This is a genomic window from Lacticaseibacillus suilingensis (genome assembly GCF_016861845.1).
Taxonomy (GTDB): Bacteria; Bacillota; Bacilli; order Lactobacillales; family Lactobacillaceae; genus Lacticaseibacillus; species Lacticaseibacillus suilingensis.
Genome location: NZ_BOLV01000002.1, coordinates 184,410 through 209,406, shown reverse-complemented (window position 1 = coordinate 209,406; position 24,997 = coordinate 184,410). Strand labels below are relative to the sequence as shown.

The 24,997-nt window shown below is 55.6% G+C and carries 21 protein-coding genes and 1 pseudogene; 19 read left to right on the top strand and 3 right to left on the bottom strand.

The genetic code is table 11. The features are described 5' to 3' along the window. The first annotated feature begins 199 nt into the window (after positions 1 to 199). Positions 200 to 1,777, top strand: a complete 1,578-nt coding sequence (locus JUF11_RS02410; protein WP_204118139.1) for a peptide chain release factor 3 — start codon at positions 200 to 202, stop codon at positions 1,775 to 1,777. 30 nt (positions 1,778 to 1,807) lie between these two features. Further along, positions 1,808 to 2,629 carry an enhanced serine sensitivity protein SseB C-terminal domain-containing protein gene (locus JUF11_RS02405; protein WP_204118138.1) on the top strand — a complete coding sequence of 274 codons (822 nt, stop codon included), beginning with the start codon at positions 1,808 to 1,810 and terminating at the stop codon, positions 2,627 to 2,629. Between the two features lie 139 nt (positions 2,630 to 2,768). Here JUF11_RS02405 and JUF11_RS02400 read toward each other — a convergent pair whose 3' ends face one another. The 3 genes from JUF11_RS02400 to JUF11_RS02390 form a co-directional block, all read right to left on the bottom strand. Beyond that, on the bottom strand, positions 2,769 to 3,839 hold the full coding sequence (locus JUF11_RS02400; protein WP_204118137.1) for a MucBP domain-containing protein: 1,071 nt from the start codon (positions 3,837 to 3,839) through the stop codon (positions 2,769 to 2,771). A 53-nt stretch (positions 3,840 to 3,892) separates the two neighbouring features. Next, positions 3,893 to 4,177 carry a DUF1827 family protein gene (locus JUF11_RS02395; RefSeq protein ID WP_125581828.1) on the bottom strand — a complete coding sequence of 95 codons (285 nt, stop codon included), beginning with the start codon at positions 4,175 to 4,177 and terminating at the stop codon, positions 3,893 to 3,895. 166 nt (positions 4,178 to 4,343) lie between these two features. Continuing rightward, positions 4,344 to 6,557, bottom strand: a complete 2,214-nt coding sequence (locus JUF11_RS02390; RefSeq protein WP_204118136.1) for an ATP-dependent Clp protease ATP-binding subunit — start codon at positions 6,555 to 6,557, stop codon at positions 4,344 to 4,346. Positions 6,558 to 7,427: 870 nt separating this feature from the next. Between JUF11_RS02390 and ykzS the strand changes: the two genes are divergently transcribed. From ykzS to purN, 17 genes and pseudogenes are all read left to right on the top strand, one after another. Then, on the top strand, positions 7,428 to 7,619 hold the full coding sequence (ykzS, locus tag JUF11_RS02385; RefSeq protein WP_125581832.1) for a protein YkzS: 192 nt from the start codon (positions 7,428 to 7,430) through the stop codon (positions 7,617 to 7,619). 108 nt (positions 7,620 to 7,727) lie between these two features. Beyond that, entirely contained in the window at positions 7,728 to 7,994 is a 267-nt protein-coding gene (locus tag JUF11_RS02380) for a phosphocarrier protein HPr (protein ID WP_054665507.1), read from the top strand. Beyond that, positions 7,994 to 9,724: a phosphoenolpyruvate--protein phosphotransferase gene (gene ptsP / locus JUF11_RS02375; RefSeq protein WP_125581834.1), complete on the top strand. Its 1,731-nt coding sequence runs from the start codon at positions 7,994 to 7,996 to the stop codon at positions 9,722 to 9,724. Before JUF11_RS02380 ends, ptsP begins: the two co-directional genes overlap by 1 nt. Before the next feature lie 116 nt (positions 9,725 to 9,840). Continuing rightward, positions 9,841 to 11,565: a glycoside hydrolase family 13 protein gene (locus JUF11_RS02370; protein ID WP_204118135.1), complete on the top strand. Its 1,725-nt coding sequence runs from the start codon at positions 9,841 to 9,843 to the stop codon at positions 11,563 to 11,565. 38 nt (positions 11,566 to 11,603) lie between these two features. Beyond that, positions 11,604 to 13,864: pseudogene (locus JUF11_RS02365) on the top strand (family 65 glycosyl hydrolase domain-containing protein). Next, a complete protein-coding gene (pgmB, locus tag JUF11_RS02360; RefSeq protein WP_204118134.1) occupies positions 13,857 to 14,519 on the top strand; it encodes a beta-phosphoglucomutase in 663 nt (220 codons plus the stop codon). Before JUF11_RS02365 ends, pgmB begins: the two are co-directional and overlap by 8 nt. Before the next feature lie 109 nt (positions 14,520 to 14,628). After that, positions 14,629 to 15,360: a hypothetical protein gene (locus JUF11_RS02355; protein ID WP_204118133.1), complete on the top strand. Its 732-nt coding sequence runs from the start codon at positions 14,629 to 14,631 to the stop codon at positions 15,358 to 15,360. A 141-nt stretch (positions 15,361 to 15,501) separates the two neighbouring features. Continuing rightward, positions 15,502 to 16,371, top strand: a complete 870-nt coding sequence (locus tag JUF11_RS02350; protein ID WP_204118132.1) for an ROK family protein — start codon at positions 15,502 to 15,504, stop codon at positions 16,369 to 16,371. 181 nt (positions 16,372 to 16,552) lie between these two features. Further along, on the top strand, positions 16,553 to 17,041 hold the full coding sequence (purE, locus tag JUF11_RS02345; RefSeq protein WP_204118176.1) for a 5-(carboxyamino)imidazole ribonucleotide mutase: 489 nt from the start codon (positions 16,553 to 16,555) through the stop codon (positions 17,039 to 17,041). Next, a complete protein-coding gene (gene purK, locus JUF11_RS02340; protein ID WP_204118131.1) occupies positions 17,034 to 18,164 on the top strand; it encodes a 5-(carboxyamino)imidazole ribonucleotide synthase in 1,131 nt (376 codons plus the stop codon). The genes purE and purK overlap by 8 nt, the downstream gene beginning before the upstream one ends. Next, entirely contained in the window at positions 18,148 to 18,870 is a 723-nt protein-coding gene (gene purC, locus JUF11_RS02335; protein WP_204118175.1) for a phosphoribosylaminoimidazolesuccinocarboxamide synthase, read from the top strand. The genes purK and purC overlap by 17 nt, the downstream gene beginning before the upstream one ends. Continuing rightward, positions 18,863 to 19,123: a phosphoribosylformylglycinamidine synthase subunit PurS gene (gene purS, locus JUF11_RS02330; RefSeq protein WP_204118130.1), complete on the top strand. Its 261-nt coding sequence runs from the start codon at positions 18,863 to 18,865 to the stop codon at positions 19,121 to 19,123. Before purC ends, purS begins: the two co-directional genes overlap by 8 nt. Then, positions 19,120 to 19,803: a phosphoribosylformylglycinamidine synthase subunit PurQ gene (purQ, locus tag JUF11_RS02325; protein WP_204118129.1), complete on the top strand. Its 684-nt coding sequence runs from the start codon at positions 19,120 to 19,122 to the stop codon at positions 19,801 to 19,803. Before purS ends, purQ begins: the two co-directional genes overlap by 4 nt. Then, a complete protein-coding gene (purL, locus tag JUF11_RS02320; protein ID WP_204118128.1) occupies positions 19,793 to 21,997 on the top strand; it encodes a phosphoribosylformylglycinamidine synthase subunit PurL in 2,205 nt (734 codons plus the stop codon). The genes purQ and purL overlap by 11 nt, the downstream gene beginning before the upstream one ends. Next, positions 21,982 to 23,436, top strand: coding sequence for an amidophosphoribosyltransferase (gene purF, locus JUF11_RS02315; protein ID WP_204118127.1), 1,455 nt, complete (start codon positions 21,982 to 21,984; stop codon positions 23,434 to 23,436). The genes purL and purF overlap by 16 nt, the downstream gene beginning before the upstream one ends. Further along, positions 23,436 to 24,437, top strand: a complete 1,002-nt coding sequence (gene purM / locus JUF11_RS02310) for a phosphoribosylformylglycinamidine cyclo-ligase (protein WP_204118126.1) — start codon at positions 23,436 to 23,438, stop codon at positions 24,435 to 24,437. Before purF ends, purM begins: the two co-directional genes overlap by 1 nt. Further along, positions 24,434 to 24,997 carry a phosphoribosylglycinamide formyltransferase gene (purN, locus tag JUF11_RS02305; protein ID WP_204118125.1) on the top strand — a complete coding sequence of 188 codons (564 nt, stop codon included), beginning with the start codon at positions 24,434 to 24,436 and terminating at the stop codon, positions 24,995 to 24,997. Before purM ends, purN begins: the two co-directional genes overlap by 4 nt.

The window sequence follows — 24,997 nt, the reverse complement described above, 5'->3', positions numbered from 1 at the left end:
CGCTGGCTAGGCTACTCGTCAGGCTAAGTGCGGCCTCGCTCCACAGCCTTTAGTTGCGGTGGTTCCATGTATTCACTATAATATTAAAAAGACCTAGTCTCGGTGGACTGTTGCCGGGACTTATTTTATGAAGCGAGGTTGGGCCAATGTGAGTGCGCGGTTGTCGATCGCTGGCGGGATTTTGAAAGGAATTTAAGTTATGAAACCACAAGAATTAAAGGATGAGGTGGCCAAACGGCGGACGTTTGCGATCATTTCTCACCCCGATGCCGGGAAAACGACGATTACCGAGCAGTTGCTGTTGTACGGAGGCGTGATTCGCGAAGCCGGGACGGTGAAGGGGCGTAAGTCTGGCCATTTTGCTAAGTCTGACTGGATGGCCATCGAAAAACAGCGCGGGATTTCGGTCACCAGTTCGGTGCTTCAGTTTGGCTACCAAGGCAAGCAAATCAACATTTTGGATACCCCCGGGCACGAAGACTTCTCCGAAGATACCTACCGCACTTTGATGGCGGTGGACGCCGCAGTGATGGTCATTGACTCGGCCAAAGGGATTGAAGCCCAGACCAAGAAGCTGTTCAAGGTCGTCAAACAGCGCGGCATTCCGATTTTCACGTTCATGAACAAGCTGGACCGCGATGGTCGCGAACCGCTGGATTTGATTGCTGAGCTGGAAGACTTGCTGGGTATCGAGGGTTACGCAATGAACTGGCCGATTGGCATGGGTAAGGGCCTGGTTGGCTTGTACGACCGCGTGGCGAACCGCATTGAGCTATACCGTGACAATGAAGCTGGGGACAAGTATCTGCCGCTGAACGCAGACGGTGAGCTGGATTCCAGCGAGCCGTTGACCAATGAATCGATTTACCGCGATACGTTGGGCGATATCGAGCTGCTCAATGACGCCGGCAATCAGTATGATTTGAAAAAAATCATGCGCGGCGAACAGACGCCGGTATTCTTCGGCTCCGCGCTGACGAACTTTGGCGTCCAGACCTTCTTGGACCATTTCGTCAACATGGCACCAGAACCTGGTCCGCACCGCCTGCTTGATGGTACCGAACTGTCACCAACGGCACCAGACTTTTCTGGCTTTGTGTTCAAGATTCAGGCCAATATGAATCCTAGTCATCGCGACCGGATTGCCTTTGTCCGCATTGGCGCCGGCGAATTCGAACGCGGCATGGATGTCACCTTGACCCGCACCGATAAGAAGCTGCGCCTGAACAATTCGACCGAATTCATGGCCGATAGCCGCGAGCAGGTCCAAACTGCAGTGGCTGGCGATATCGTCGGCTTGTATGACACTGGGAATTTTCAAATCGGCGACACGATTTACGCCGGCAAGACGCCGGTGGAATACGAGAAGTTGCCACAGTTTACGCCGGAGTTGTTCATGCGGGTGACGCCGAAAAACGTCATGAAACAAAAGAGTTTCCACAAGGGTATGCAGCAGCTGGTGCAAGAAGGCGCCGTGCAACTCTATCGCACCTACACCACCAACGATTACATTCTCGGGGCGGTGGGGCAGCTGCAGTTTGAAGTCTTCAAGTTCCGGATGCAAAATGAATACAATTCGGAAGTCGTGATGAGCCCGATTGGTAGCCGCGTGGCGCGCTGGATCGACCCTGATCAGTTGGATGAAAAGATGAGCAGTACGCGGAATTTACTGGTCAAGGATATGCAAGGCCAGCCGCTGTTCCTGTTTGAAAACCAGTACGCCGAGCGCTGGTTTGCCGATAAGTATCCTGACGTGAAATTAACTGCGAAACTGTAAGCACCGCTGCGAGCGGAGGAGGAGTTTGAAATGACAGAAAACGAGCACAATTTGGCCGTTCAAGGCGTCACCAATGATGGCTTGCTGGCCAAGTGGAACAGCTACCGGCTGGAAGACAACGATGAAAACATGAGTGCCTTTCTTGAAGAACTGATTGAACACTCAACGCTGTTGATGGTGGTGCTGGCAGATCAAGAAATCAAAACTGACGAAGCCGGCAAGGCGCAAATGGACGCTGACGTCGACATGAAGTTCCCGCTGATGACCACGCAGGACAATCGCCAAATCCAGCCGCTGTTCACCGACTGGCAGGAAGTCAACATGATGTTCGATAACTGGCACAATGCCGGCTTGGATGAGAATGTTGACCGGGCCTCGATTTTGCCCATCAATTTTTATGACCTGTCTGAACTGATTAAAAATAACGATTCGGTCAATGGCATTGCCATCAATCCTTTCGCGGATAACATCTTCCTCGACCGGCCGATGGTGGCCGATTTGGCCAAACAGGCGCGCGCGCACCATGCCAACAAGGACGAGGTGCAAGTGGCTGTCAGCGACCCGACTGATTTGCCGAAGGACCTGTGGCCGGCGTTGAAAGCTAAGCTAACCAAGGCGGCATCCGTCAAGCGGGCTTGGCTGCGGCTGATGCACTATGATGGCACCGAGCATCTGATTTTGATCGTCGATGCCCCGGATGAAGATGAAGCTGGCATGACGGCCCTAACCGAAGCCTTAGGTCAAACTGGCGAGAAGTATCTCGCGGATGTTGAGCTGGGGATGAGCGCCGTTGGTTATGATGACGACACCGCGCCTATCGTTGCCGGTGTGGATCCACTATTCACGCGTTAATCGCTTGTTGCCCTCACTGCTTTGGCAGTGGGGGTTTTGCTTTGGGCCGGAGTGGAGCAGGGAGCTGGAGTGAAAATGCACCAGTCAAAAAGGCCATTGGTGAGGAATCTGGGGATTCGCCACCAATGGCCTTTAATGATTATGCCTCTGTTAAATCAAGATACATCCCTTGGACATAAGCGCCAGTGCTGAGTTGATACCACTGGCTGCCATCGCTGACCACTGCCAGCCGAATCAGTTGCACGGTGCTACCAGCGGCCAGGCGGTCTGGTTTAACCATTTCGTAAGGCGCGGTCCATAAGGAAACCGCACTGAAGGTATCGACGACGGCGACCTGGTGAATCGGCGTGAACGTCACGGCCCGAGCCGGGTCAGGTAGGCGCAAGGTGGCAGGCGCGGGCAGGTAGGGATTGGTGTCCTGCGGCATGGTGAGATCAGCGGTGATCCACAGACTCCCGCCTAAATCGAGCCAAATCTCGCCGGTGGTACTTTGCGCAATGCTGAAAACGCGCCAGAAAGAATGCATCGGTAAGGTGCGGCGGTAGGCACTAGGCGCATTTGGCGTTGCGTAGGCTGGTTTGGCGGCCAGCAGTTCTACATAGGTGGCCGGGGCGGCCTCGCGCGTGAGCTCAGGGCTGAGTTGATACCGAAAACGCAAGGTTTGCGCGGTTTTGGTGAAGTGCCCTTGCTGAGTCGCGGTTTCGCCGGCGGCAAGCGGGTAATCTGCCAGCGCGTGCGCCGTGAAGCTGGCATTGAGGGGGCCAATATGTAGCTGGGGCGCTGTCAACAGGTGGCCTTGCTCGTCGCGATGATAAACAGTGACCGGAGCGGCGAGATGCGGTTCGTAGAGGAGGTAGATGACCTGATTGGTTGGCGGAAAGCGGTCAATATAGCCGGTGATTTCGACCAGCTCATACCCTGGTAACACTGGCCACGGGAAGGTCAGCTTGGCGCCAGTTGGACCGTGGAAATACTGGGCTGGATAGAGCGCTTTTTGCATGCCGCTCTGGCGGTAATAGACGGCCACACGCACGTTGCGGCTTGTTGGGCCGGTGGCTGGCGGTAAGCTATTGGCCACTCGCGGGGTAGCAGCGGGTCGGCTGGGCTCAGGCTGTGGTTGCCCCGCGGCTGGTTCGGCATGCGGCCGGGTGGACGGTTGCCGCCGGGCAGGACGCTTGAAGAGGGCTTTTAGCGTTGAAAGAAAACTCATGGTGACCTCCTAGCAGACAAAAAAGGCGCCATGTGCTGGCGCCTCGCCTTTAATCAGATTTCTTCCGTGGTCAAGGACACTTCGGCGAGCTTATCGCCGCGAATGACGTTGACATCCTTAAAGGCGACATTGGAGAGCTTATCCAACGCAAAGGCAATTTCTGGATCTTTGATATTGCGCCGCTCATTGGTGAACAGTAACTCATCGTGGCCCTGCGCCCTGGTGAAAATCACTGTGGTACTCCCTAGGGAATAGACCTTGATATAGTTCGTGTCGGTATGGGCGAGTTGCTGTGCCACCAGATGCGGGTAGCTATTGGTGTTGTCGATCAACCGCATAATGTATGCCCCCAGTCTCGAATTATCTGTCTTCATTATAAGGGAACGGTGACCAAAAACCAAAACTTTCTCACTATTCTGTTATAACTCATCATTTTAATCCGTCACGAGTCCTTAAAATAACAAAAAAGCCGCCAGTTTCGCATCGAAACTGGCGGCAAAGGCGCTAAGCGGTGGCACTATCGGTGATAGCAATATCACCTTTTTCAATTCGTGCCTCGAGCGCTTTGGCTTGTGGGTGATCTAGATAGTAGTCGGCCACGCGGTCTTCGATTTGTTCCTGAATGACACGGCGCAACGGGCGGGCACCCATCGCTGGGTCATAGCCCAGCTCAACCAACTTCTCTTTGACCGGCTCGGTGACCTTAATCGTCAAACCTTGGTCTTTGATGTTGGCGTTGGTGTCGGCAATCATCAAGCTGACAATCTTCATCAGATCTGCCTTGTCCAAAGCCTTGAATTCGACAATATCATCGAAGCGGTTAAGGAATTCGGGCTTGAAGTAGTTGCCCAGCTGATTAAGGACGGACTTAGAGGTACCGTTAATCGAAGCACCAAACCCGACATTGGCTTCGGCGTCGGTGGAGCCGGCGTTGGAAGTCATGATGATGATGGTGTCTTTGAAGGAAACCGTGCGGCCTTGACTATCCGTCAGGCGGCCGTCGTCCAGAATCTGCAAGAACATGTTCATCACATCAGGGTGGGCCTTTTCGATTTCATCCAGCAAAATCAAGCTGTACGGATTGCGCCGTACTTGCTCGGTCAGCTGGCCGGCTTCTTCGTAGCCGACATAGCCAGGAGGCGAACCGATGAGCTTAGACACGCTGAATTTTTCCATGTACTCCGACATGTCAAAACGGATCATCGCGTTCTCAGAACCAAATAGTTCTTTCGCCAGCTGCTTGGCCAGCTCGGTTTTACCCACGCCAGTCGGGCCGACGAACAGGAAGGAACCGATTGGACGGCCGGTCTTGTTGAAGCCGATTCGGTTGCGGCGAATGGCGCGAGCCACTTTTTCCACGGCCTGGTTTTGACCAATGACGTGGCTTTCCAGATCTGGCACCAAATTCTTCAGCTGCTGCTGTTCTTGCTCCTTGAGCTCACCGACTGGGATATTCGTCATCTGTTCAACGATCTGTTCCATGTCCTTTTCGGTGACTGAAGGCGTATCGCTGGCAGCTTGCTTGGTGTCCGTTTGCTGCATTTTCTCTAGCTTCGACACTTGATCGCGATAGAAGGCGGCCTTTTCGTAGTCTTCCTGCTTCAGAGCATCTTGCTTTTGCTTTTCGGCTTCATCGATTTTGGCCTGAATAGCTTTGGGATCAGCCACCGTGATGGTCAAATTCTTGCGCGAGCCGGCCTCATCGAGCAGGTCGATGGCCTTGTCCGGCAAATAGCGATCCTGGATGTAGCGATTGGACAAGTTCACCGCGGCTTCAATCGCATCATCGGTGTATTTCACATGGTGATACGCTTCGTAGCGTGGCTGGATGCCTTTGAGAATTTCAATCGTTTCTTCAGGACTCGGTTCTTCCACAGTGACTGGCTGCAGACGCCGGGCGAGGGCAGAGTCCTTTTCGATTTGCCGATATTCATTGGAAGTCGTTGCGCCGACCAGCTGCAGTTCGCCGCGGGCGAGGGCAGGCTTGAGCACGTTACCGGCGTCCATGCCGCCTTCAGCGTTACCCGCCCCGACGATTTCGTGAATTTCGTCGATAAATAAAATGATATTCGGGTTCTTTTTCAGTTCATCAATCAGCTGTTGCATCCGCTGTTCGAACTGGCCGCGGATCCCAGTGCCTTGCACTAGGGAAACCACGTCGAGTTGGACGACTTGGCGGTCTTGCAGTTTGGTTGGGACTTCACCGTTAGCAATCTTCAGGGCGAGCCCTTCAACCACGGCGGTTTTACCCACCCCAGCTTCCCCGATAAGGACGGGGTTATTCTTCGTGCGGCGGTTCAAAATCTCAATGACGCGGGCGATTTCACCATCACGGCCGATGACCGGATCGATTTCGCCATTTTTCGCTTTCGCCGTGAGGTTCACGCCGAATTGGCCTAAGACGGAATTGCCGCCTTGGCCGCCGCGACCATTGCCCCCGCGGCCGTTGCCATTACCATTGCCGCCGCGCCCGCTTTGGGTGGGTGGAGTTTGGTCTGGCTGGCCTTGGGCGCCATTAGCCATGGCGCGGAAGATGTCATCAAGGCTGTTGAAGCCGAACGGATCGTTACTTGCATTCGTTGGGTTCATATTGCCTCCTGCTTGTTGTTTAAGCTGCTGATAGCAGTTTTGGCATAGGTTGATTTCCTGGCGCTGGCCATTGACGCTGGTATACAGGTGAATGGTGGCCGGGTTTTGATGGCAGTTTTCACAGAGCACCGTTGTTCACAACCTTTCTTCTTCGCTTCCTCTGCCGCTTTGCAGAGTGGTCAAGAATTTTGACCTTCTTTGACCTTGGTTTAAGTTTACACCCTTCAAACCAAAATGCAAGCACTCTCGACCATAGAGTGCTAATTTTTCTTACTTTTTGTTCGGAGGACGCGGGTGGCACTGGTGGTGGGCTCCGCTTGGGGCGCAAGGCTGGCGGTGCGGCCGGCCCGAGCCGAAAGGCGGTCTCGGGCCTAAAGTTGAAGCCAGCTTCGCTTCGCTCATTGCTGTCTTCAACTTTGCCGCGATGAGGACTGGTCAGCCTGCCAAATGCGCAGTCTGACTAGTCCTCATCGTTTCACAGCGAGCCTCGCGCCCCAAGCTCCGCCCCGCACCAGCGCACCCGCTCGATAACAGTAGAGTTACTTGCTGACCGTGCGAGTTTCATCCTTTATCGTGCCAACGGCTATTGTGCCAACGGCCATCTGACGACCATAGATGAAGGGGAGAAATTGATAGAGCTACGGAGAACTAAAAGCGAAGTCGTTACTGTTAACTAGCGGGTGTGGTCGAGGTGGCAGAGAGGCGCGGTAGTGCGGCAGCGAAACAGTCGGCACACGAGGAGACTGCGTAGCAGGCTGCTCCTGTGCCGACTGGGGGCAAATGGGAGACAGCGTTGAGCGTCAGCGATGCTGGCTCGCATTTGAGGCTGGAGACCGCCCGGTGGCTCCAGCCGACCCCGTAGCCGCATTGCCGCGCCTCGTCGCCACCTCGACCACACTCGCGGCCTAAACCATACATTTTTGGCGTTAAACGCAGGTTGAATGACTAGTCATCCTGCCCCCTCTAGTCTAAAATAGTCTCCGGAGAGGGGGCAAGCGAATGGCACCTGATTACGTGCAAATGATGGACGATTTACGGGCTGGCAAGCTTGATGAGATCGAGATCACGCCAGAAACGTTCCTGGCTTTTCGTAGCGCCTGGACCAATTACCCAGCACGCAAAGAAATCGTTGGCTCAGCTAAGCGTGAGGGCATCATTATTTATCACTACCAATCCGCAACGGATGAATAAAACCACAGCCACCACTTGCCGTGAAAACGGAATAATGGTAAGGTTTACAAGAAATAGAATGCCTCATTCTATTCGGCAAAAGTTTAAATACGAAGGAGCAGATTAGTCATGGAAAAACGCGAATTTAATGTTGTAGCAGAAACAGGGATCCACGCCCGTCCAGCCACCTTGCTGGTTCAGGCTGCAAGCAAGTTCAACTCAGATATCAACCTTGAATACAAGGGCAAGAGCGTTAACTTGAAGTCCATCATGGGCGTTATGAGCCTGGGCGTTGGCCAGGGTGCCGACGTTACGATTTCCGCAGAAGGCGCTGATGAAAAAGAAGCCATCGCTGCAATCGAAGAAACGATGAAAAAGGAAGGCCTGTCCAACTAATGACAAAAGAACTTAAAGGGATCGCGGCAAGTGATGGCGTCGCTACGGCGAAGGCATACCTCTTAGTGCAACCCGATTTGTCATTTTCAAAGTCCACGATTGATGATGCACAAAAGGAAATCGACCGGTTGCACACCGCCCTCGATCAAAGTAATTCGGAACTGGAGACCATCCGGGCTAAAGCAGCTGAGTCATTAGGGGAAGAAGAGGCGCAAGTCTTCGATGCCCACATGATGATTTTGGCTGACCCAGAGTTCACTGGTGCCATTGAAACTCAGATCAAAGACGACAGCGTTAACGCTGAATCAGCGTTGAAGTCAGTTTCCGACGGTTTTATCACGACCTTCGAGGCTATGACCGACAACCCGTACATGCAAGAACGCGCAGCGGATATCCGCGACGTGTCCACGCGTGTATTGGCGCATTTGCTTGGTCGTTCGTTGCCGAACCCAGCGCTGATTGATTCAGAAGTCATTGTGGTTGCCCACGATTTGACCCCATCTGATACCGCTCAGCTGAATAAGAAATTCGTCAAGGCGTTCGTAACCGATATTGGTGGCCGGACTGCGCACAGCGCGATCATGGCTCGTTCTTTGGAAATTCCAGCTGTCGTTGGGACAGATGAAGTGACCAAAGATGTCACTAACGGCCAGACCTTGACAGTTAATGGCTTGACTGGTGAAGTCACCATCGACCCAAGCGCCGATCAAATCGCCGCTTCCGAAAAAGCCGCTAAGGATTATGCCGCCCAGAAGGCAGAATGGGCTCAGCTGAAGACAGCTAAGACCATCACCGCCGATGGTAAGCATTTTGAACTTGGGGCCAACATCGGGACGCCTAAGGATTTGGATGGCGTGCTGGCTAATGGGGCTGAAGCCATCGGTTTGTACCGGACTGAGTTCTTGTACATGGATTCTTCTGAGCTGCCTAGCGAAGAAGACCAATTCCAGGCTTACAAACAAGTCTTGGAAGCCATGAATCCAAAACCAGTCGTTGTGCGGACCATGGACATTGGTGGTGACAAGAAGCTGCCATACCTGCCACTGCCAGCTGAAGACAACCCATTCTTGGGTTATCGTGCGATTCGCATCAGCTTGGACCGGCAGGATATCTTCCGCACCCAGTTGCGTGCGCTCATTCGGGCGTCTGCCTTTGGTAATCTGCGGATCATGTTCCCAATGATTGGGACCATCAACGAGTTCAAAGCGGCCAAGAAGATTTTCTTGGAAGAAAAGGACAAGTTGGTTCAAGAAGGCGTCAAGGTTTCCGACAACATCCAAACCGGGATGATGATGGAAATTCCTGCCGCAGCGGTTTTGGCCGATCAGTTCGCCAAGGTTGCTGACTTCTTCTCAATCGGGACCAACGACTTAATCCAGTACACGATGGCCGCTGACCGGGGTAACGAACGCGTTTCCTACCTGTATCAGCCATACAACCCTTCTATTCTGCGCTTAGTCAAGCACATCATCGACTCGGCACACAAAGAAGGCAAGTGGGCTGGCATGTGTGGGGAAGCCGCTGGCGACCCAATCATGGTGCCAATCTTGATGGGCATGGGACTCGACGAGTTCTCCATGTCAGCAACGTCTGTTCTGCGCGTGCGCAGTCAGATGAAGCACCTGTCTGCTGAATACATGCAGACGTTGGCAGAACGTGCTGTTACTGAATCCACGACGAATGAAGACAACGAAAAGCTCGTTGCCGAATTTACCGCGGAAGACAAGTAAACCAGTTCTGCAAAACCACCGCGAGCAATCGCGGTGGTTTTTTGATTCCAAGTGGTTTTACTTGTCGCCTTGGCCAATATTGCGTAATCTGAAAGCGCATACAAGGAGGCAAAGCGATGAATACAGCAGCGCTTAAACATCGACCAGATTCAGAGGATTGCTATTTGCTAGGGCCAAACCAGGTGGAGGTACGTTTTCACACGGCCAAAGGCGATGTCGTCCAGGTGAACTTGTTGTATGGCGACCCGTACCTGACGGAGGTCGACGGTGAAGGCACTCCAGTGTGGGCTTACCAAACCCAGGCGATGGTGCGCGCAGCCATTGGGGCGACCGATGATCACTGGACTGTTGCCATCACAGTGCCCTATCGGCGGTTGCAATATCTGTTCCAGGTAGTGGGCGTTGATGGCACGGTGTTGCTAGCCACCGACCGCGGTTTGCGTGCTGATACGCCAGCTAATCGCCAGCGTGATGGCTTTCGGCTGCCGTATTTGCATGCCATTGATGCCGCTTGTCCGCCGACGTGGGCGGCGAGCATCGTGTGGTATGAGGTTTTTCCAGACCGGTTTGCCAACGGGGATTTGAGTAATGATCCCGCTGGGGTGCGCGCTTGGAACCCTGACGCGCATCCATCGCGCACGGATTATTTCGGCGGCGATTTGCAAGGGGTGCTTGATCACTTGCCAGATCTGGAGGCGCTCGGCGTCAATGGGCTATACTTCTGCCCGCTGTTTGCTGCCCCTTCCAATCATAAATACGACACGGTTGACCATTACGCAATCGACCCTGCTTTTGGCAACAAGGCCTTGTTCGCACAGGTGGTGAACGCAGCGCATCAGCGGGGCATGAGGGTGATGCTGGATGGCGTGTTCAATCATCTCGGGACGCAAAGCCCGCAGTGGCAGGATGTGGTCAAACACGGTCGCCAATCACGGTTTGCCGGGTGGTTTCATCTTCATGGCCCTACGCTGGCGCCGAGCCAAACCGCTCCGTTGACCTATGACACCTTTGCCTTTGAAGCCAGCATGCCTAAACTGAACACGGCCAATCCTGAGGTGCAGGCGTATCTGCTCGGGGTCGCAACCTATTGGCTCAGGCAGTTTGACATCGATGCCTGGCGGCTCGATGTGGCCAATGAGGTGGATCATCATTTTTGGCGGCAGTTGCGGGCAGCGGTGCATGCCGTTAAGCCTGATTGCTTGCTGCTAGGGGAGGTTTGGCATTCTAGCCAGCCGTGGTTAACTGGCGATCAGTTTGATGGCGTGATGAATTATCCTGCTACTGAAACCATCTTGGTCCATTTTTTGACCGGCGAGCTTGATGCGCCGGCGCTGGTGGCGCAGCTAGCCGATCAGCGCATGTGGTATCGCACCCCAATCAATCAAGCCATGCTGAATTTGCTGGATTCGCATGATACGCCGCGGCTGCTTACTCAAGCTGGTGGCGACCAAGCATTAGCCTTGCAGACGCTGGCGTTTACGTTCTTGCAGCCGGGCATGCCAGGGTTGTATTACGGCACGGAAATGGGAATGACCGGCGGGCCAGATCCTGATAATCGCCGGCCAATGGCTTGGCCGCAGCTGGGGAGTGCTTGGTGGCAAAAGGTGCAGGCAGTGGTGCGTTATCGGCGGCGGCACGCGGAAACTTTGGGTACAGGTGAGGTGCACTTGATGGTGACCGCGCCAGGCTTGATCCGCGTCACTCGGTCAGGCGCAGAGCAAATCGTGGGTTATTTCAATACCACGTTCAGGCCGGTGGCGGTAACGGCTGCCGCCGAGCTCAGCCAAGGCTACCAGAATGGCGTCCTGGCGCCAAACGGATTCGTCATCGGTCAACTTTGAAGGCAACTGTGATGAAACGTGAAAGCGAGGGTAGAGCGATGAACAGGCTGTTTGACCTTGATCCATGGGTGATTGCCACCCATACTTTGGCACCGGCGACTAAGCGGCTGCAAGAGAGTTTGACGGCGATTGGCAATGGCTACATGGGGATGCGCGGGAACTTTGAGGAAGGCTATTCTGGTGACACACTGCGCGGCACTTATTTAGGTGGCGTCTGGTTTCCCGATCAAACGCGCGTCGGGTGGTGGAAGAATGGGTACCCGCCGTATTTTGGTAAAGCCATCAATGCGCCGAGTTTCATTGACCTGCAGTTCACGGTGGACGGGGAGCGCGTGAATTTGGCGAAGGGGCGGTATCGGGATTTTGCGCTTAGTCTGGATCTGCATCAGGGTTTAGTGACCCGTTCCTTCATCTACGAGGTGGGTCATGTGCAGGTGCAGTTTACCTTCCGCCGCTTTCTCGCCCTCCAGATGAAGCAGGCGGCGTTCATTGAAGTAGCTATTCAGGTGCTGCAAGGCCAGGCTCAAATCGACTACGCCGCTAAGCTGGACGGCAATGTGGTCAATGAAGACAGTAACTACGACGAGCGGTTTTGGGTGCCAGTGCAGGCTGACGCCGCGGCCAACTGGCTACAAATGGTGACGAAGCCCAATCCCTATGACGTACCGCAGTTCACCGTGCTTTTGCAGCAGGCTTTACGCCTCAACGGCCAGCCAATTGCGGCGGCGGTGACGGCAAGCGCCGGCGAAGTGGTCGCCACTGGCCATTTGGCCTTGGCGGCGGGGCAGCAGGCGGTGCTGGAAAAAGACGTCATCGTGCTCACCAGCCGCGATGTGGCCCCAAGCAATCAACCCACTGTGGCGCAAGCGTTGATGGCTCAGTTGCAGCAGCAAAGCTTTACTGAAGCGTTAGCCATGCAGACCCAGCTGTGGGCTCAGCGTTGGGCCCAATGTGATGTCGAAATCACCGGCGATGTCGCTGCCCAGCAAGGCATTCGCTTCAACCTGGCGCAGCTCTTGATGACTTACGATGGCGCCGATCCGCGGCTCAATGTGGGCCCGAAAGGCTTTAGCGGCGAAAAGTATGGCGGGGCCACCTATTGGGATACCGAAGCTTATGTGGTGCCAATGTACCTTGGCATCGCCCCACCAGCGGCGGCGCGGGCGTTATTGCAGTATCGGTACGATCAATTGCTTGGGCCTACCACAACGCCCAGCAGCAAGGATTAAAGGGCGCCTTGTATCCGATGGTGACCTTTAATGGCCTGGAGAGTCATAATGAGTGGGAAATCACGTTTGAAGAAATCCACCGCAACGCGGCCATTGCCTTTGCCATTGCGCAATATACGCGCTACACCGGGGATGAAAGTTATGTGAACCAGAAGGGCATTGCGGTATTGGTCGGCATTAGCCGCTTTTGGGCGGACCGGGTGCATTTTTCCAAGCGCCACGGGCAATACATGATTCATGGCGTTACGGGGCCGAATGAATATGAAAATAATGTCAATAACAACTGGTACACCAATCGCATGGCGACGTGGACGTTAGCGTACACCTTGGCGCGGCTGCCGCGAGCCGATCCGGCGGCGGTCTTGCGTCTGCAGGTGACGGCGGCCGAGCAAGCCCAGTGGCATGCCATCATTGACCAGATGTACTATCCAGAAGATGAGGCGCTGGGGATTTTTGTGCAACATGATACTTTCCTCGACAAAGATTTGCGGCCGGCGAACACGATTCCGGCGGCAGAGCGGCCCATCAATCAGCATTGGTCCTGGGATCGCATTTTACGGAGCCCCTTTATCAAACAAGCGGATGTGCTGCAGGGGTTGTATTTTTTGAATGATCAATTCACCTTTGCTCAGAAGCAGCGCAATTTTGATTTTTACGAACCCCTGACGGTTCATGAAAGTTCCTTGTCGCCAGCAGTCCATGCGATTTTGGCGGCGGAACTGGGCCGGCCGGCGAAGGCGATTGAACTTTACCAGCGCACGGCGCGCCTGGATTTGGACAACTACAATGCCGACACCGATGATGGCCTGCATATCACAGCAATGACTGGGGCCTGGCTGACCATTGTCCAAGGCTTCGCGGGAATGCGGTATGACCATGACCAATTGCGGTTCGACCCGTTTTTGCCGCCAGGTTGGCAGGGTTATCGGTTCCAGCTGAATTACCGCGGGCGGTTGTTGGCAGTGGTGGTGGGGGCCTCGGTGCGGATCAGTTTGCTGGCAGGGGCGCCGCTGGATGTGTTGGTGAGCGGCGTCATACAGCATTTAGTTAAGGAGGAAGCGGATGCTTAAAGGATTACTGTTTGATTTGGATGGCGTGTTGGCGGATACGGCACAGTATCATCTTCTGGCGTGGCGCGAGCTGGCCGAGCGGCTGAACATTGACTTACCAGCCGCCGCCGATGCAGATTTGCGCGGCCGGTCGCGGCTGGATTCGCTAAACCTGCTGCTGCAGTATGGTCATGAGTTGGAACAATTCAGTGCGGCAGAAAAAGCGAGTTTGATGGCAGAAAAAAATCGCCATTACCAAGCCTTGGTGAAACGTCTGACCCCGCAAGCGCTACTGCCTGGCATTGCCGACTTGCTGGCAGCGGCCCAAGCCGATGGGGTCATGATGGCAGTTGCTTCTTCCTCGCAAAATGCGCCACTGATTTTAGACCAACTGGGCATCGCTGATTACTTCGCCGGCGTGGCGGACCCGACCAAGGTGCACCAGGGCAAACCGGCGCCGGACATTTATCAGGCGGCGCAGGCGCTGCTGGGTCTGGACGCGGATGAGGTGATTGGCTTTGAGGATGCACCGGCAGGCGTGGCAGCAATCAAAGCGGCCGGCCAGTTTGCGGTGGGGATTGGTGATGATTGGGTGCTGCGCGCAGCCGATATCATTGTGCCGACCACGGCAGAACTGAATTATGGACAGTTAAAACAAGCCTTTAATGCTGATTAGGCGAATGGTACCAAGCAAAAATGGTGTAATTTGAAACAAAAATTTTTCTCTCCAAGCGTAGGCAAGCGCTATCACATCCGCTATACTACAATTAGAAAGAGGTGTGAATATGAGGAGAAAATCATTACTAGCCGCTTGTGTTTTGCTCCTGTTGGCTGCTGGCTGCGGCAAACAGGCTAGTGCCGCGACGCCTAAGCCGCCAGCTGCCGAATCCAGCCAGGCGGCCAAGTCGAAACCGATTCCCGGCACTTCGCCGACTCAGTTAAAGACCTTGGCCCGGCAAACCGAAAAGAAGCTGCCTGGCGTGAAGTTTCCTCATTTCACCCCGTTTTCCGATGAGGAGACGCTTCAAGTCAAGGCCAGCGGCAATGTCAGTGACTATCTGCTGAGCTTCACGACAACGGAGCAAAAAGCGGCGCTAGCGCCATTGATTCTACAAAAGCATACCCCAACCAGCACCGCGGCAGCTGATCAGGCGGATGCGGCGTTAGCTTATCAGCCGCTGGTGGGGACTGCGGTAGAGTTGGCGAATGACATCACGGCCTATCTGCAGCAGCAAGCCGACCTGAGCAAGTTGACCTGGCATCAGGGAAATTATGCCGTCACAGTCAAAACTGCTGATGGGGTTGATTATGCTAAGGTGCTGGCCCAAAACATTGATCATTTTATTCACAATAACACACTACCCTCAGCGCAGCGCGGGGCCATTCTGATCGACACCACGGCGGCGGGGCGCAGCAACACCGTTAAATGGCGGGAGCTCAGTGCGTACTACACGATTAGCGGCGTCAATCCAATGCAAACGCTGCGGCTTGCGTTTGGGGTGGGGGAAAAAGCTTAATTCAGCGACTACGACTCGCCTTGACGGTAACCTCAAGGATGAGTCGTTTTTTTGAGGCGAAGGCTAGCTTTCGTTGACAGCGCTCTCACCAACGGCTAGACTGTATTTGTATATACAAATGTGTAACGGGAGATGGAGCAGATGGAACTAGCTGTAATCGATATTGGTGGCACCTCAATCAAGTTTGCCCGGTGGGACGGCGAACAACTGCAGGACCGCTTCGCAGAGCCGACGCCGAAGGATTTAGCCGGCTTTTATGATTGCTTAACTGAAGCCGTGGCCAAGATGAAAGCAGGCCACGACCTCAAAGGGGTGGCGATTTCCTCCCCCGGGGCGGTCAATCAAGCCACAGGCGTGATTGAAGGCGCCAGCGCGTTGCCTTACATTCATAACTTCCCGATTCAACCCGAATTGGAACAGCGCTTTGGCTTGCCCATGGCGTTTGAAAATGATGCCAACTGTGCGGCCTTAGCCGAAGTGAAAAGTGGAGCCGCGGTGGGCAAAAACCGCGTAGCCATGCTGGTGCTAGGCACTGGCGTGGGCGGGGCTTTGATTGCCGACGGGAAAGTTGAACATGGCGCCCACTTGCTTGGCGGCGAATTTGGCTTCATGCTGCAAAATGGCCGCTCAGTGTCTGAGCAAGCCACCGTGGTCCATCGTGCTGAAGCGTATGCTAAGCGCACCGGCGAGGAGATCACCGGCGAGGAAATGTTCCAGCGGGCGGCCAATGGCGACCGCGTGGCCCACGAGGAAGTGGAAGGTTTCTACGAATCGCTGGCGCAGGTGATTTTCAATCTGCAATACAGCTATGATCCCGAGCTGTTCCTGTTGGGCGGCGGTGTGTCGCGTAATCCGGAGCTCCTGCCAGGGATTGAACGGCACATGGTCAATGTGTTCAAGGCCATCGAAATTGCGTCGCAGCATCCGGTGATTAAGATTTGCCATTACGCGGAAGCGGCGAACTTGATCGGTGCGGTGGCCAATTTTGAACAACGCTATCCGGAAAAGTAAACAGAACCCTGTCTTGACAGGCGTTCAGCGTCAAACCGGCGCTGAAAGCCTGTTTTTTTGTGCTTTCAGTTTGGCTAAAACACGAACAATAAATCGAAATACAATTAAAATAATTTGTATTTTCGTTGAGATTCTCAATTAACCATGATAAACTCAAACCAATCAAAGAAAGCAGGTGACCATCTTGACCGTCGCAGTCGTGATGGGATCAACCTCGGATTGGCCGACCATGAAGCAGGCCACGGCGTTGTTATCCCAGTTGGGTATCTCCTTTGAAAAACACGTGATATCAGCACATCGCATGCCAGACACCTTAGGCGCGTTTGCCAAAAGCGCGCGCGGGGCAGGAATTGATGTCATCATTGCCGGTGCCGGTGGCGCGGCGCATTTGCCAGGCATGCTGGCGGCAAATACCACGCTGCCGGTGATTGGCGTCCCCATCAAAACCCGAACGTTGAATGGCGTCGACTCGTTGCTGTCGATTGTGCAGATGCCAGCCGGGGTGCCAGTGGCCACCATGGCGATTGGCGAGGCGGGGGCGAAAAATGCGGCGCTGACCGCGGCGGCGATTTTAAGCGTGCGTGATCAAAGCGTGGCTAAACGCCTGACCGCATTTCGGCAGGCGCAAACGTTGGCGGCCCAAGAAAGCGAGGCTCGGCTCGATGACTAAGGTGATTTTACCGCCAGCCACGATTGGCATCGTGGGTGGGGGCCAGCTCGGGCGCATGATGGCGCTGGCGGCCAAAGCCATGGGCTACACGGTGGGCGTGCTGGATCCCACCCCGCAGGCACCAGCTGGCCAAGTGGCAGATTTTCAGGTACAGGCAGCTTATGACGATATTGCCGCGCTGGACGAATTGGCCCAGCGCAGCGACGTGCTGACCTATGAATTCGAGAATGTGGATTTAACCGCGCTTGAAGCTGCTGAGCGATATGCGGCCTTGCCGCAAGGGACGCGGCTGCTAGCGATTACCCGCGACCGTATCACGGAAAAGACGTTTCTTAAAACCACCGGCGTACCGACGGCGAATTTTGCGGCGGTGCCAGATGCTGAAGCTTTGATTCCCGCTGTGCACGAAATCGGGGTGCCAGCGATTTTGAAAACCACCACTGGCGGCTACGACGGGCATGGTCAACAAGACATCAATAATGAAAAGGATTTACCTGCCGCTCGCGCGTTGGTCGCGCAAGGGCCTTGCATTCTAGAGGCGCGAGTGGCCTTTTCGCGTGAGTTGGCAGTGATGGTGACTCGGGATGGCAACGATGCCGTTCGGTGTTTCCCAATTGTGGAAAATCATCATCAGGATCATATCCTGCATACGACCTTGGCCCCGGCGCCGCATTTGAGCCGGTTAGAGGAGCACCGCGTCGTGGAAATGGCGACTAAAATTGCGACTGCCCTTGATTTGCGTGGGGTGCTAGGGGTCGAAATGTTTGAAAGTGACACCGAGATCCTCGTCAACGAACTGGCGCCCAGGCCGCATAATTCCGGCCACTACTCGATCGAGGCCACGAATTTCTCTCAGTTTCAGGCCCATATCCTGAGCATTTGCGGCTTGGCCATTCCACCGATCACCTTAACTGCCCCAGCAGTGATGCGAAATTTACTGGGTGACGACTTGGCCACTGCGCGCCGATTGTGGCCGCAGCATCCCGAGTGGCATCTGCATGACTACGGCAAGGCTGAAAGTCGACCCGGCCGTAAGATGGGCCACTTGACCGTGTTAGGGGGCAGCTTGGAAGAACGTTTAGCATCCGTCGCTTTGGAGGAGGAACATCTTGAAGAAAACTGAATTGCTATACAGCGGTAAGGCCAAAGACGTCTTTGCCACTGATGACCCGGCGGTGCTGTGGGTCACGTATAAGGACCAAGCCACCGCTTTGAATGGTAAAAAGAAAGTCCAAATCAGCGGCAAAGGGGCGCTAAACCTTCAGATTTCGACCCTTTTGTTCAAAGCGGTCGCGGCGGCGGGCATTCCAACGCATTATCTGAGCACCCCAGATCAGCAGACGATGCTGTGTCAACGGTGCGAGATGGTCCCGCTGGAAGCGGTGGTGCGTAACTTTGCCTCGGGCAGTTTTCAGCGCAAGTTCCAAACTGAGCCCTTACTGCCGCTGCAGCCTGCTGTCCACGAGTGCTACTACAAATCTGATGCCTTAGACGACCCCTTTGCCAATGACGAGCAGATTATCGCCTTAGGGTGGGCCAAGCCCGCCACGCTAGAGGCCATCCACGCGCTTTCCGATCAAGTCAACTTGGTGCTGCAGGCGCAGTTTAGCGCCGTTGGCATCAAGCTCGTCGACTTCAAGTTGGAGTTTGGGTGGCTAGCTGATGGTACCTTGGTGCTAGCCGATGAACTTTCCCCAGATAACATGCGGTTAGTGGATGAAGCCACCGGTGAATCGCTGGATAAAGATGTCTTTCGCAAGGAGCAAGGGCCACTGACCCCGGTCTACCAAACGGTCTTGGATCGCCTGAGAGGAGCTGCTCATGTTTAAAGCTGAAATCTACGTTAGTTACAAACCTTCCGTCCTGGATCCCAAAGCAGAAGTGATCAAAAACACTTTGGCGCGCATTGGTGATGACAATGTGGCCACGGTCTCGGTGGGCAAGTACTTTGAACTCACCTTGACCGCACCAGATCAAGCCGCTGCCGAGGCGCAAGTTGATCGGATTTGCGACGAGATGCTGGCTAATGTCAACACCGAGGCTTACCACTTCACGGTGAAGGCACTGGAGGCGGCGCAATGAAGGCGGCAGTGCTGAGCTTTCCGGGTTCGAACTGTGATGACGATTTGCTGCATGCCGTCGGAACGGTGCTGGGGCAAACCGCGGTGAAAGTGTCCTATCAAGTCACGGACCTCACCGGCTATGATGTGGTCCTGGTGCCAGGCGGCTTTTCTTACGGCGATTACCTGCGCTCCGGTGCCATCGCCAAGTTTGCCCCGGTGATGACAGCGCTCAAGGCGTTCGCCGCGGCAGGCGGGTATGTGCTTGGCATCTGCAATGGGTTCCAGATTTTGACGGAAGCCGGACTGTTGCCAGGGACCTTGCAATGGAACACGAGTCTGCAATTCATTTGTGAACCAGAGCCGCTGCTGGTGGTGAACCCTCACACCGCCTTTTCGCAAGCGTATGCCCAAGATCAGCAGATTACGCTGCCTATCGCACATGGGGAAGGTAATTACTATGCGGACCCGGCGACCTTGGCCCAACTGGAAGCCAATGGCCAAGTGGTGTTTCGCTATCTGCACAATCCCAACGGCAGCTTGAATGACATTGCGGGGTTGACCAATGAAGCAGGCAATGTGCTGGGCATGATGCCGCACCCGGAGCGGGCCGCTGAAGCCTTGTTAGGCAGCGTCGACGGGTTGGGCGTCTTTCAATCCTTGATTCAAGCCACGAAAGGAGCCGCCATCCATGCAAACTGAACCCACCCCAACGGTCATCAAAACGGCCAAGCCGTATCTGGAATGGGGCTTGACGGAATCAGAATATGACCGCTTTGCGGAGAAACTCGGGCGCTTGCCGAATTACACGGAAATTGGCCTCGCCAGTGGTATGTGGAGTGAGCACTGTGCTTATAAGTACAGCAAGCCGGTGCTGAAAACCTTTTGGACCAAAAACGACCGCGTACTGATGGGGCCAGGCGAAGGCGCCGGCGTGATTGCCATCGGGGAAGGCAAGGCCGTGGTGTTCAAGGCCGAAAGCCATAACCATCCCAGCGCGGTGGAACCGTACCAAGGCGCTGCGACTGGGGTTGGCGGGATCATTCGCGATATTTTTTCGATTGGGGCCAAGCCGGTGGCGATTTTGGATGCCTTGGCCTTTGGCTATCCCCAAGACGCCCACACCAAGCAGCTGATCGATCAGGTGGTCGCCGGCATTGGTGACTATGGCAATGCGATCGGCATTCCCACGGTGGGTGGCGAAACCCGCTTTGCGTCGACTTACCAGAATAATCCGCTGGTCAATGCGATGTGCGTCGGCGTGATGGACGAAAGCGCCATTCAACGCGGCAAGGCCGCAGGGGCAGGCAATGCGCTGATTTACGTCGGCGCCAAAACTGGCCGCGATGGCATCAACGGCGCCAGTTTTGCCTCTGGTGATTTTTCGACGGCAGAAGATGCGAATCGCTCGGCGGTTCAAGTCGGTGATCCCTTCATGGAAAAACTGTTGGTCGATGCCTGCCTTGAAGTGACCCGCGACCATCAAGCGGCTTTGGTGGGGATGCAGGACATGGGCGCCGCCGGGTTGGTGTCATCCACCGTGGAAATGGCCGGCAAAGCCAACAGCGGCATGACGCTGGACTTGGATCTCATTCCGCAGCGCGAGCCGAACATGACCCCGTTTGAAATTATGCTTTCGGAGTCGCAAGAGCGCATGATGCTGTGTGTGCGCACCGGGCATGAAGCCGAGATCATCAAGGTGTTCAAACAATACGACCTGGACGCGGTGGTGATTGGCCGCGTCAGCGACGACCACCAATACAAGTTGTTGCAGCATGGCCAAGTGGTTTGTGATGTGCCGGTCAGCCTGCTGACGGATGATGCGCCGGTGTATCACCAAGTCGGCATTAAGCCGGCTCGGTTGGCCCAGCCCGCGGCTGATTTTGACCCTGGCGCGATTGATCTGAAAAAAACGCTTGAAGCGGTGCTACAAGATCCTAACGTCGCCGATAAAACCGCGATTTTCCGCCGCTATGATGCCCAGGTGCAAACCAACACCATCGTCGGGCCTGGTGGGGACGCTGCCGTGATTCGCGTGCGGGGCACGCACCGGGCGCTGGCGTTGACCACTGATTCCAATGGTCGCTACTTAGCCTTGGACCCCGAAATCGGTGGGGCCATCACCGTGGCGGAAGCAGCGCGTAATCTGGTCGCCACTGGCGCGGAGCCGCTGGGCATTACCGATTGCCTGAATTACGGCGACCCGACCAAACCGGAGCAGTTCTACAGTTTGGCGGAATCCGCCAAAGGCATTGTCGCGGCGACCAAGGCGCTGAACACGCCGGTGATCTCAGGCAATGTGTCGCTGTACAACGAAACCGACGGCGAAGCGATTGCGCCGTCACCGATGATTGGCATGGTGGGTTTGATTGAAGATTTAACTGCCATCATGAGTCCGAGCTTCAAAGCCGCCGGCGAGGCCGTTTATGTGATTGGCCAAACTCAGGCCGAGTTTAATGGCAGGCTGCTTCAGCAAATGACGCAAGGGGATGTGAGCGGGCGTTTGCGGCCGCTGGACCTGGCGCAGGAGCAAGAAAACCAAGCCTTGGTGTTGCAAGCCATTCGCGAGCACGTCGTGTCGGCCGCACATGATGTGAGCGATGGGGGCCTGCTGACGGCCTTAGCAGAAATGAGTTTTGGCCGCAATATTGGCGCAGATGTGGTCGCTGACTGGGCACCGGCGCTGTGGTTCAGTGAAAGCCAGAGCCGCTTTATCGTCAGCGTACCGCCGGCCAAGATTGCCGCTTTTGAAGCTTTGGCCGGGCCTTTAGCCACGCGCCTTGGTCGCACCCAGCCAGGCGAATTGACGGTGCAGTCAGCGGGGCAAGCGATGGCCGCCAATGTCGCGAGTCTGAAGCAACTTAACAAGGAGGCCCTGGCATGGCAGCTCAAATAAAGAGTCTCAATGAGGAATGTGGTGTGTTTGGCGTCTGGGGGGATCCCCATGCCGTCGAGCTGACCCATTTGGGTTTGCACACCTTGCAACATCGCGGGCAGGAAGGGGCCGGCATTGTCGGCCGCACGCCGGCTGGACTGCGGCGCCACTATGGCTTTGGGTTGGTGTCACAGGTCTTTGCCCATCCCGAGGACCTGCAGGCCTTGCGCGGTCCAGCCGCGCTGGGGCATGTGCGGTATTCCACGGCTGGGGGGCGGATTTTGGAAAACATCCAACCGCTGCTGTTTCGGTTTGCCGATGGGGCGGTCGCCTTGGCTCATAATGGCAACCTGACCAACGCCATGAGTTTGCGGGCCAAACTTGAGGCCAGTGGCGCGATTTTTCAATCCACCAGCGACACCGAAGTCTTGATGCACCTGCTGCGGCGCAGCCCTAAGCCGACCTTTGTGGAGCAGCTGAAAGAGGCTTTGACCCAGGTGCATGGCGGCTTTGCCTTTGCCTTGCTCACTGAACAGGGCTTGTACGCGGCCTGCGATCCGCAGGGTTTTCGGCCGCTGGTGGTGGGGCAGTTGCCTAGCGGCGGGTACGTGGTGTGCAGTGAAACGGCGGCGCTGACGGCAGTGGGGGCAGAGCTGATCAAAGACATCGCGCCAGGGGAACTCATCAGCATCACCGACCAAGGGCTAAACAGTCAGGCCTACACGGACAAGACCCAGCTGGCGGTGTGCTCCATGGAGTTTGTTTATTTCGCCCGGCCGGATTCCGAAATTCACGGGGTCAATGTGCACCAGGCCCGCGTGGCCATGGGGCGGCAGCTGGCCAAGGAGCAGCCGGCTGAAGCTGATATTGTGGTCGGGGTGCCGAATTCTTCGCTTTCGGCGGCCTTGGGTTACGCGCAAGCCAGCGGTATTCCTTATGAACTGGGGCTGGTCAAAAGTCAGTATGTGGCCCGTACGTTCATTCAGCCCACTCAGGCGCTGCGGGAGCGCAGTGTCCGGATGAAACTCAGCGTGCTTAAAGCCACCGTGGCCGGTAAGCGCGTGGTGCTGGTGGATGATTCCATTGTCCGGGGCACCACGGCGAAGCAAATCGTGCAGTTGTTGAAGGAGGCTGGCGCGAAAAGTGTGCACCTGCGCATTGCCAGCCCGCCGCTGCGCTTCCCATGCTTTTATGGCATCGATATTCAGACCACCAAAGAATTATTCGCCGCTAACCACAGTGTGGCGGAGATGAAACGCATTCTCGGCGTGGACAGTTTGGGCTTTTTATCGGTGCAGGGCTTAGAAGATAGCGTGGGTCTGCAAACGACAGCGCCGCATCGCGGTTTGTGCGTGGCGTACTTCACCGGCCAGTACCCAACCCCGCTGGATGATTACGCGGCCAATTTGCATGACGAGCTGGCGTGTTTGTCAATGGATCTCAGTGAGGTGAATGCGTAATGGCCATGGATTATAAAGCCGCCGGCGTCGATATTGAGGCGGGCAACGCCTTGGTGACCAACATCAAAACAGTGGTGGCGGCGACTCAGAATGCCAATGTGCTCACTGGGCTTGGCAGTTTTGCGGCGGCTTACGCCTTACCACAAGTGGCGGAGCCTGTGCTGGTCGCTGCCACGGATGGCGTCGGCACCAAATTGCTGCTGGCGCTGCAGTGTGATCAACATGACACCATTGGCATCGACTTGGTGGCCATGGTGGCTAATGACTTGATTGCTGATGGCGCCAAGCCGCTGTTTTTCCTCGATTACATGGCTACCGATGAGTTGCAAGTCGACCGCGCCGAAACGGTGATCAAAGGGATCGCCTATGGCTGCACCCTCGCTCACATGGCGCTGATTGGCGGTGAAACCGCAGAAATGCCTGGCATGTATCCCCAGCATCATTACGACTTGGCTGGGTTTGCAGTGGGGCTGGCCAGCCGCCAGCGGCTCTTGCCTAAGCACGTGGCGGCGGGGGATGTGTTGATTGGCCTGCCGAGCAGCGGGGTCCACAGCAACGGCTTTTCGCTGGTACGCAAGCTCTTGGCGGAAACCAACCTTGGCACCATGCCGCTGAGTGATGGGACAGAGATGCGCACGGCGCTTCTGACGCCGACCCGTATTTACGTCGATACCGTCTGGCCGCTGATTGAGGAGAACTTGATTCACGGCGCCGCGCATATCACCGGCGGCGGGTTTACGGATAATGTGCCGCGGATGCTGCCTGACGATTTAGCGGCGCGGCTGACCCCTTGGCCATGGCCGGAGCTCTTCACCCGCATTCAACAGGCCGGCGCGTTAACGACTGCCGTCATGCGGCAAACCTTCAACCTTGGCATTGGCATGGTGCTGGCAGTGGCCCCTGAACACCGCGCGGCGGTGCTGCAAGCCGTGCCGCACGCCAAAATCATCGGCCAAGTGGTGCCTCGCACCACCAGTGCCGTGGAATGGGAGGCATTATGAAACGGTTGATTGTTTTTGCCTCTGGTAGTGGCACCAACTTTGAGGCTTTAGCCGCGCATTTTGCCCATTCCCAGTTGGCCGAGATTGTGGCGGTGGTGTGTGACCAGCCCCAGGCCGCGGTGCTGGCGCGAGCGGCACGCTGGCAGATTCCGGTCATCATGGCTGAATACGGTCACACCTCGAAAGCGGCCGTTGAACAAGCGGTGATTGCGCAACTGCCGCCAGCCGATTTGCTGGTACTGGCGGGCTACATGCGCATTATTGGCAAGACGTTGCTAGCGGCTTTTCCCAATCGCATCATCAACTTACATCCAGCGTTGCTGCCGAGTTTTCCTGGCCGCACTGGCATTGAAGATGCCTATGCCTATGGGGTAAGAGTCACCGGCGTCACGGTGCATTACGTCGATGCGGGCATTGACTCCGGGCAGATTATTGCCCAGGAGCCGGTGCGCATTGCGCCTGGTGAGCCGCTGGCCCAAGTTGAAACTGCGATTCATGAGGTGGAGCACCGCCTGCTACCGCAAACCATTGACACTCTCATCAAAGAAGGAGCGATTTAA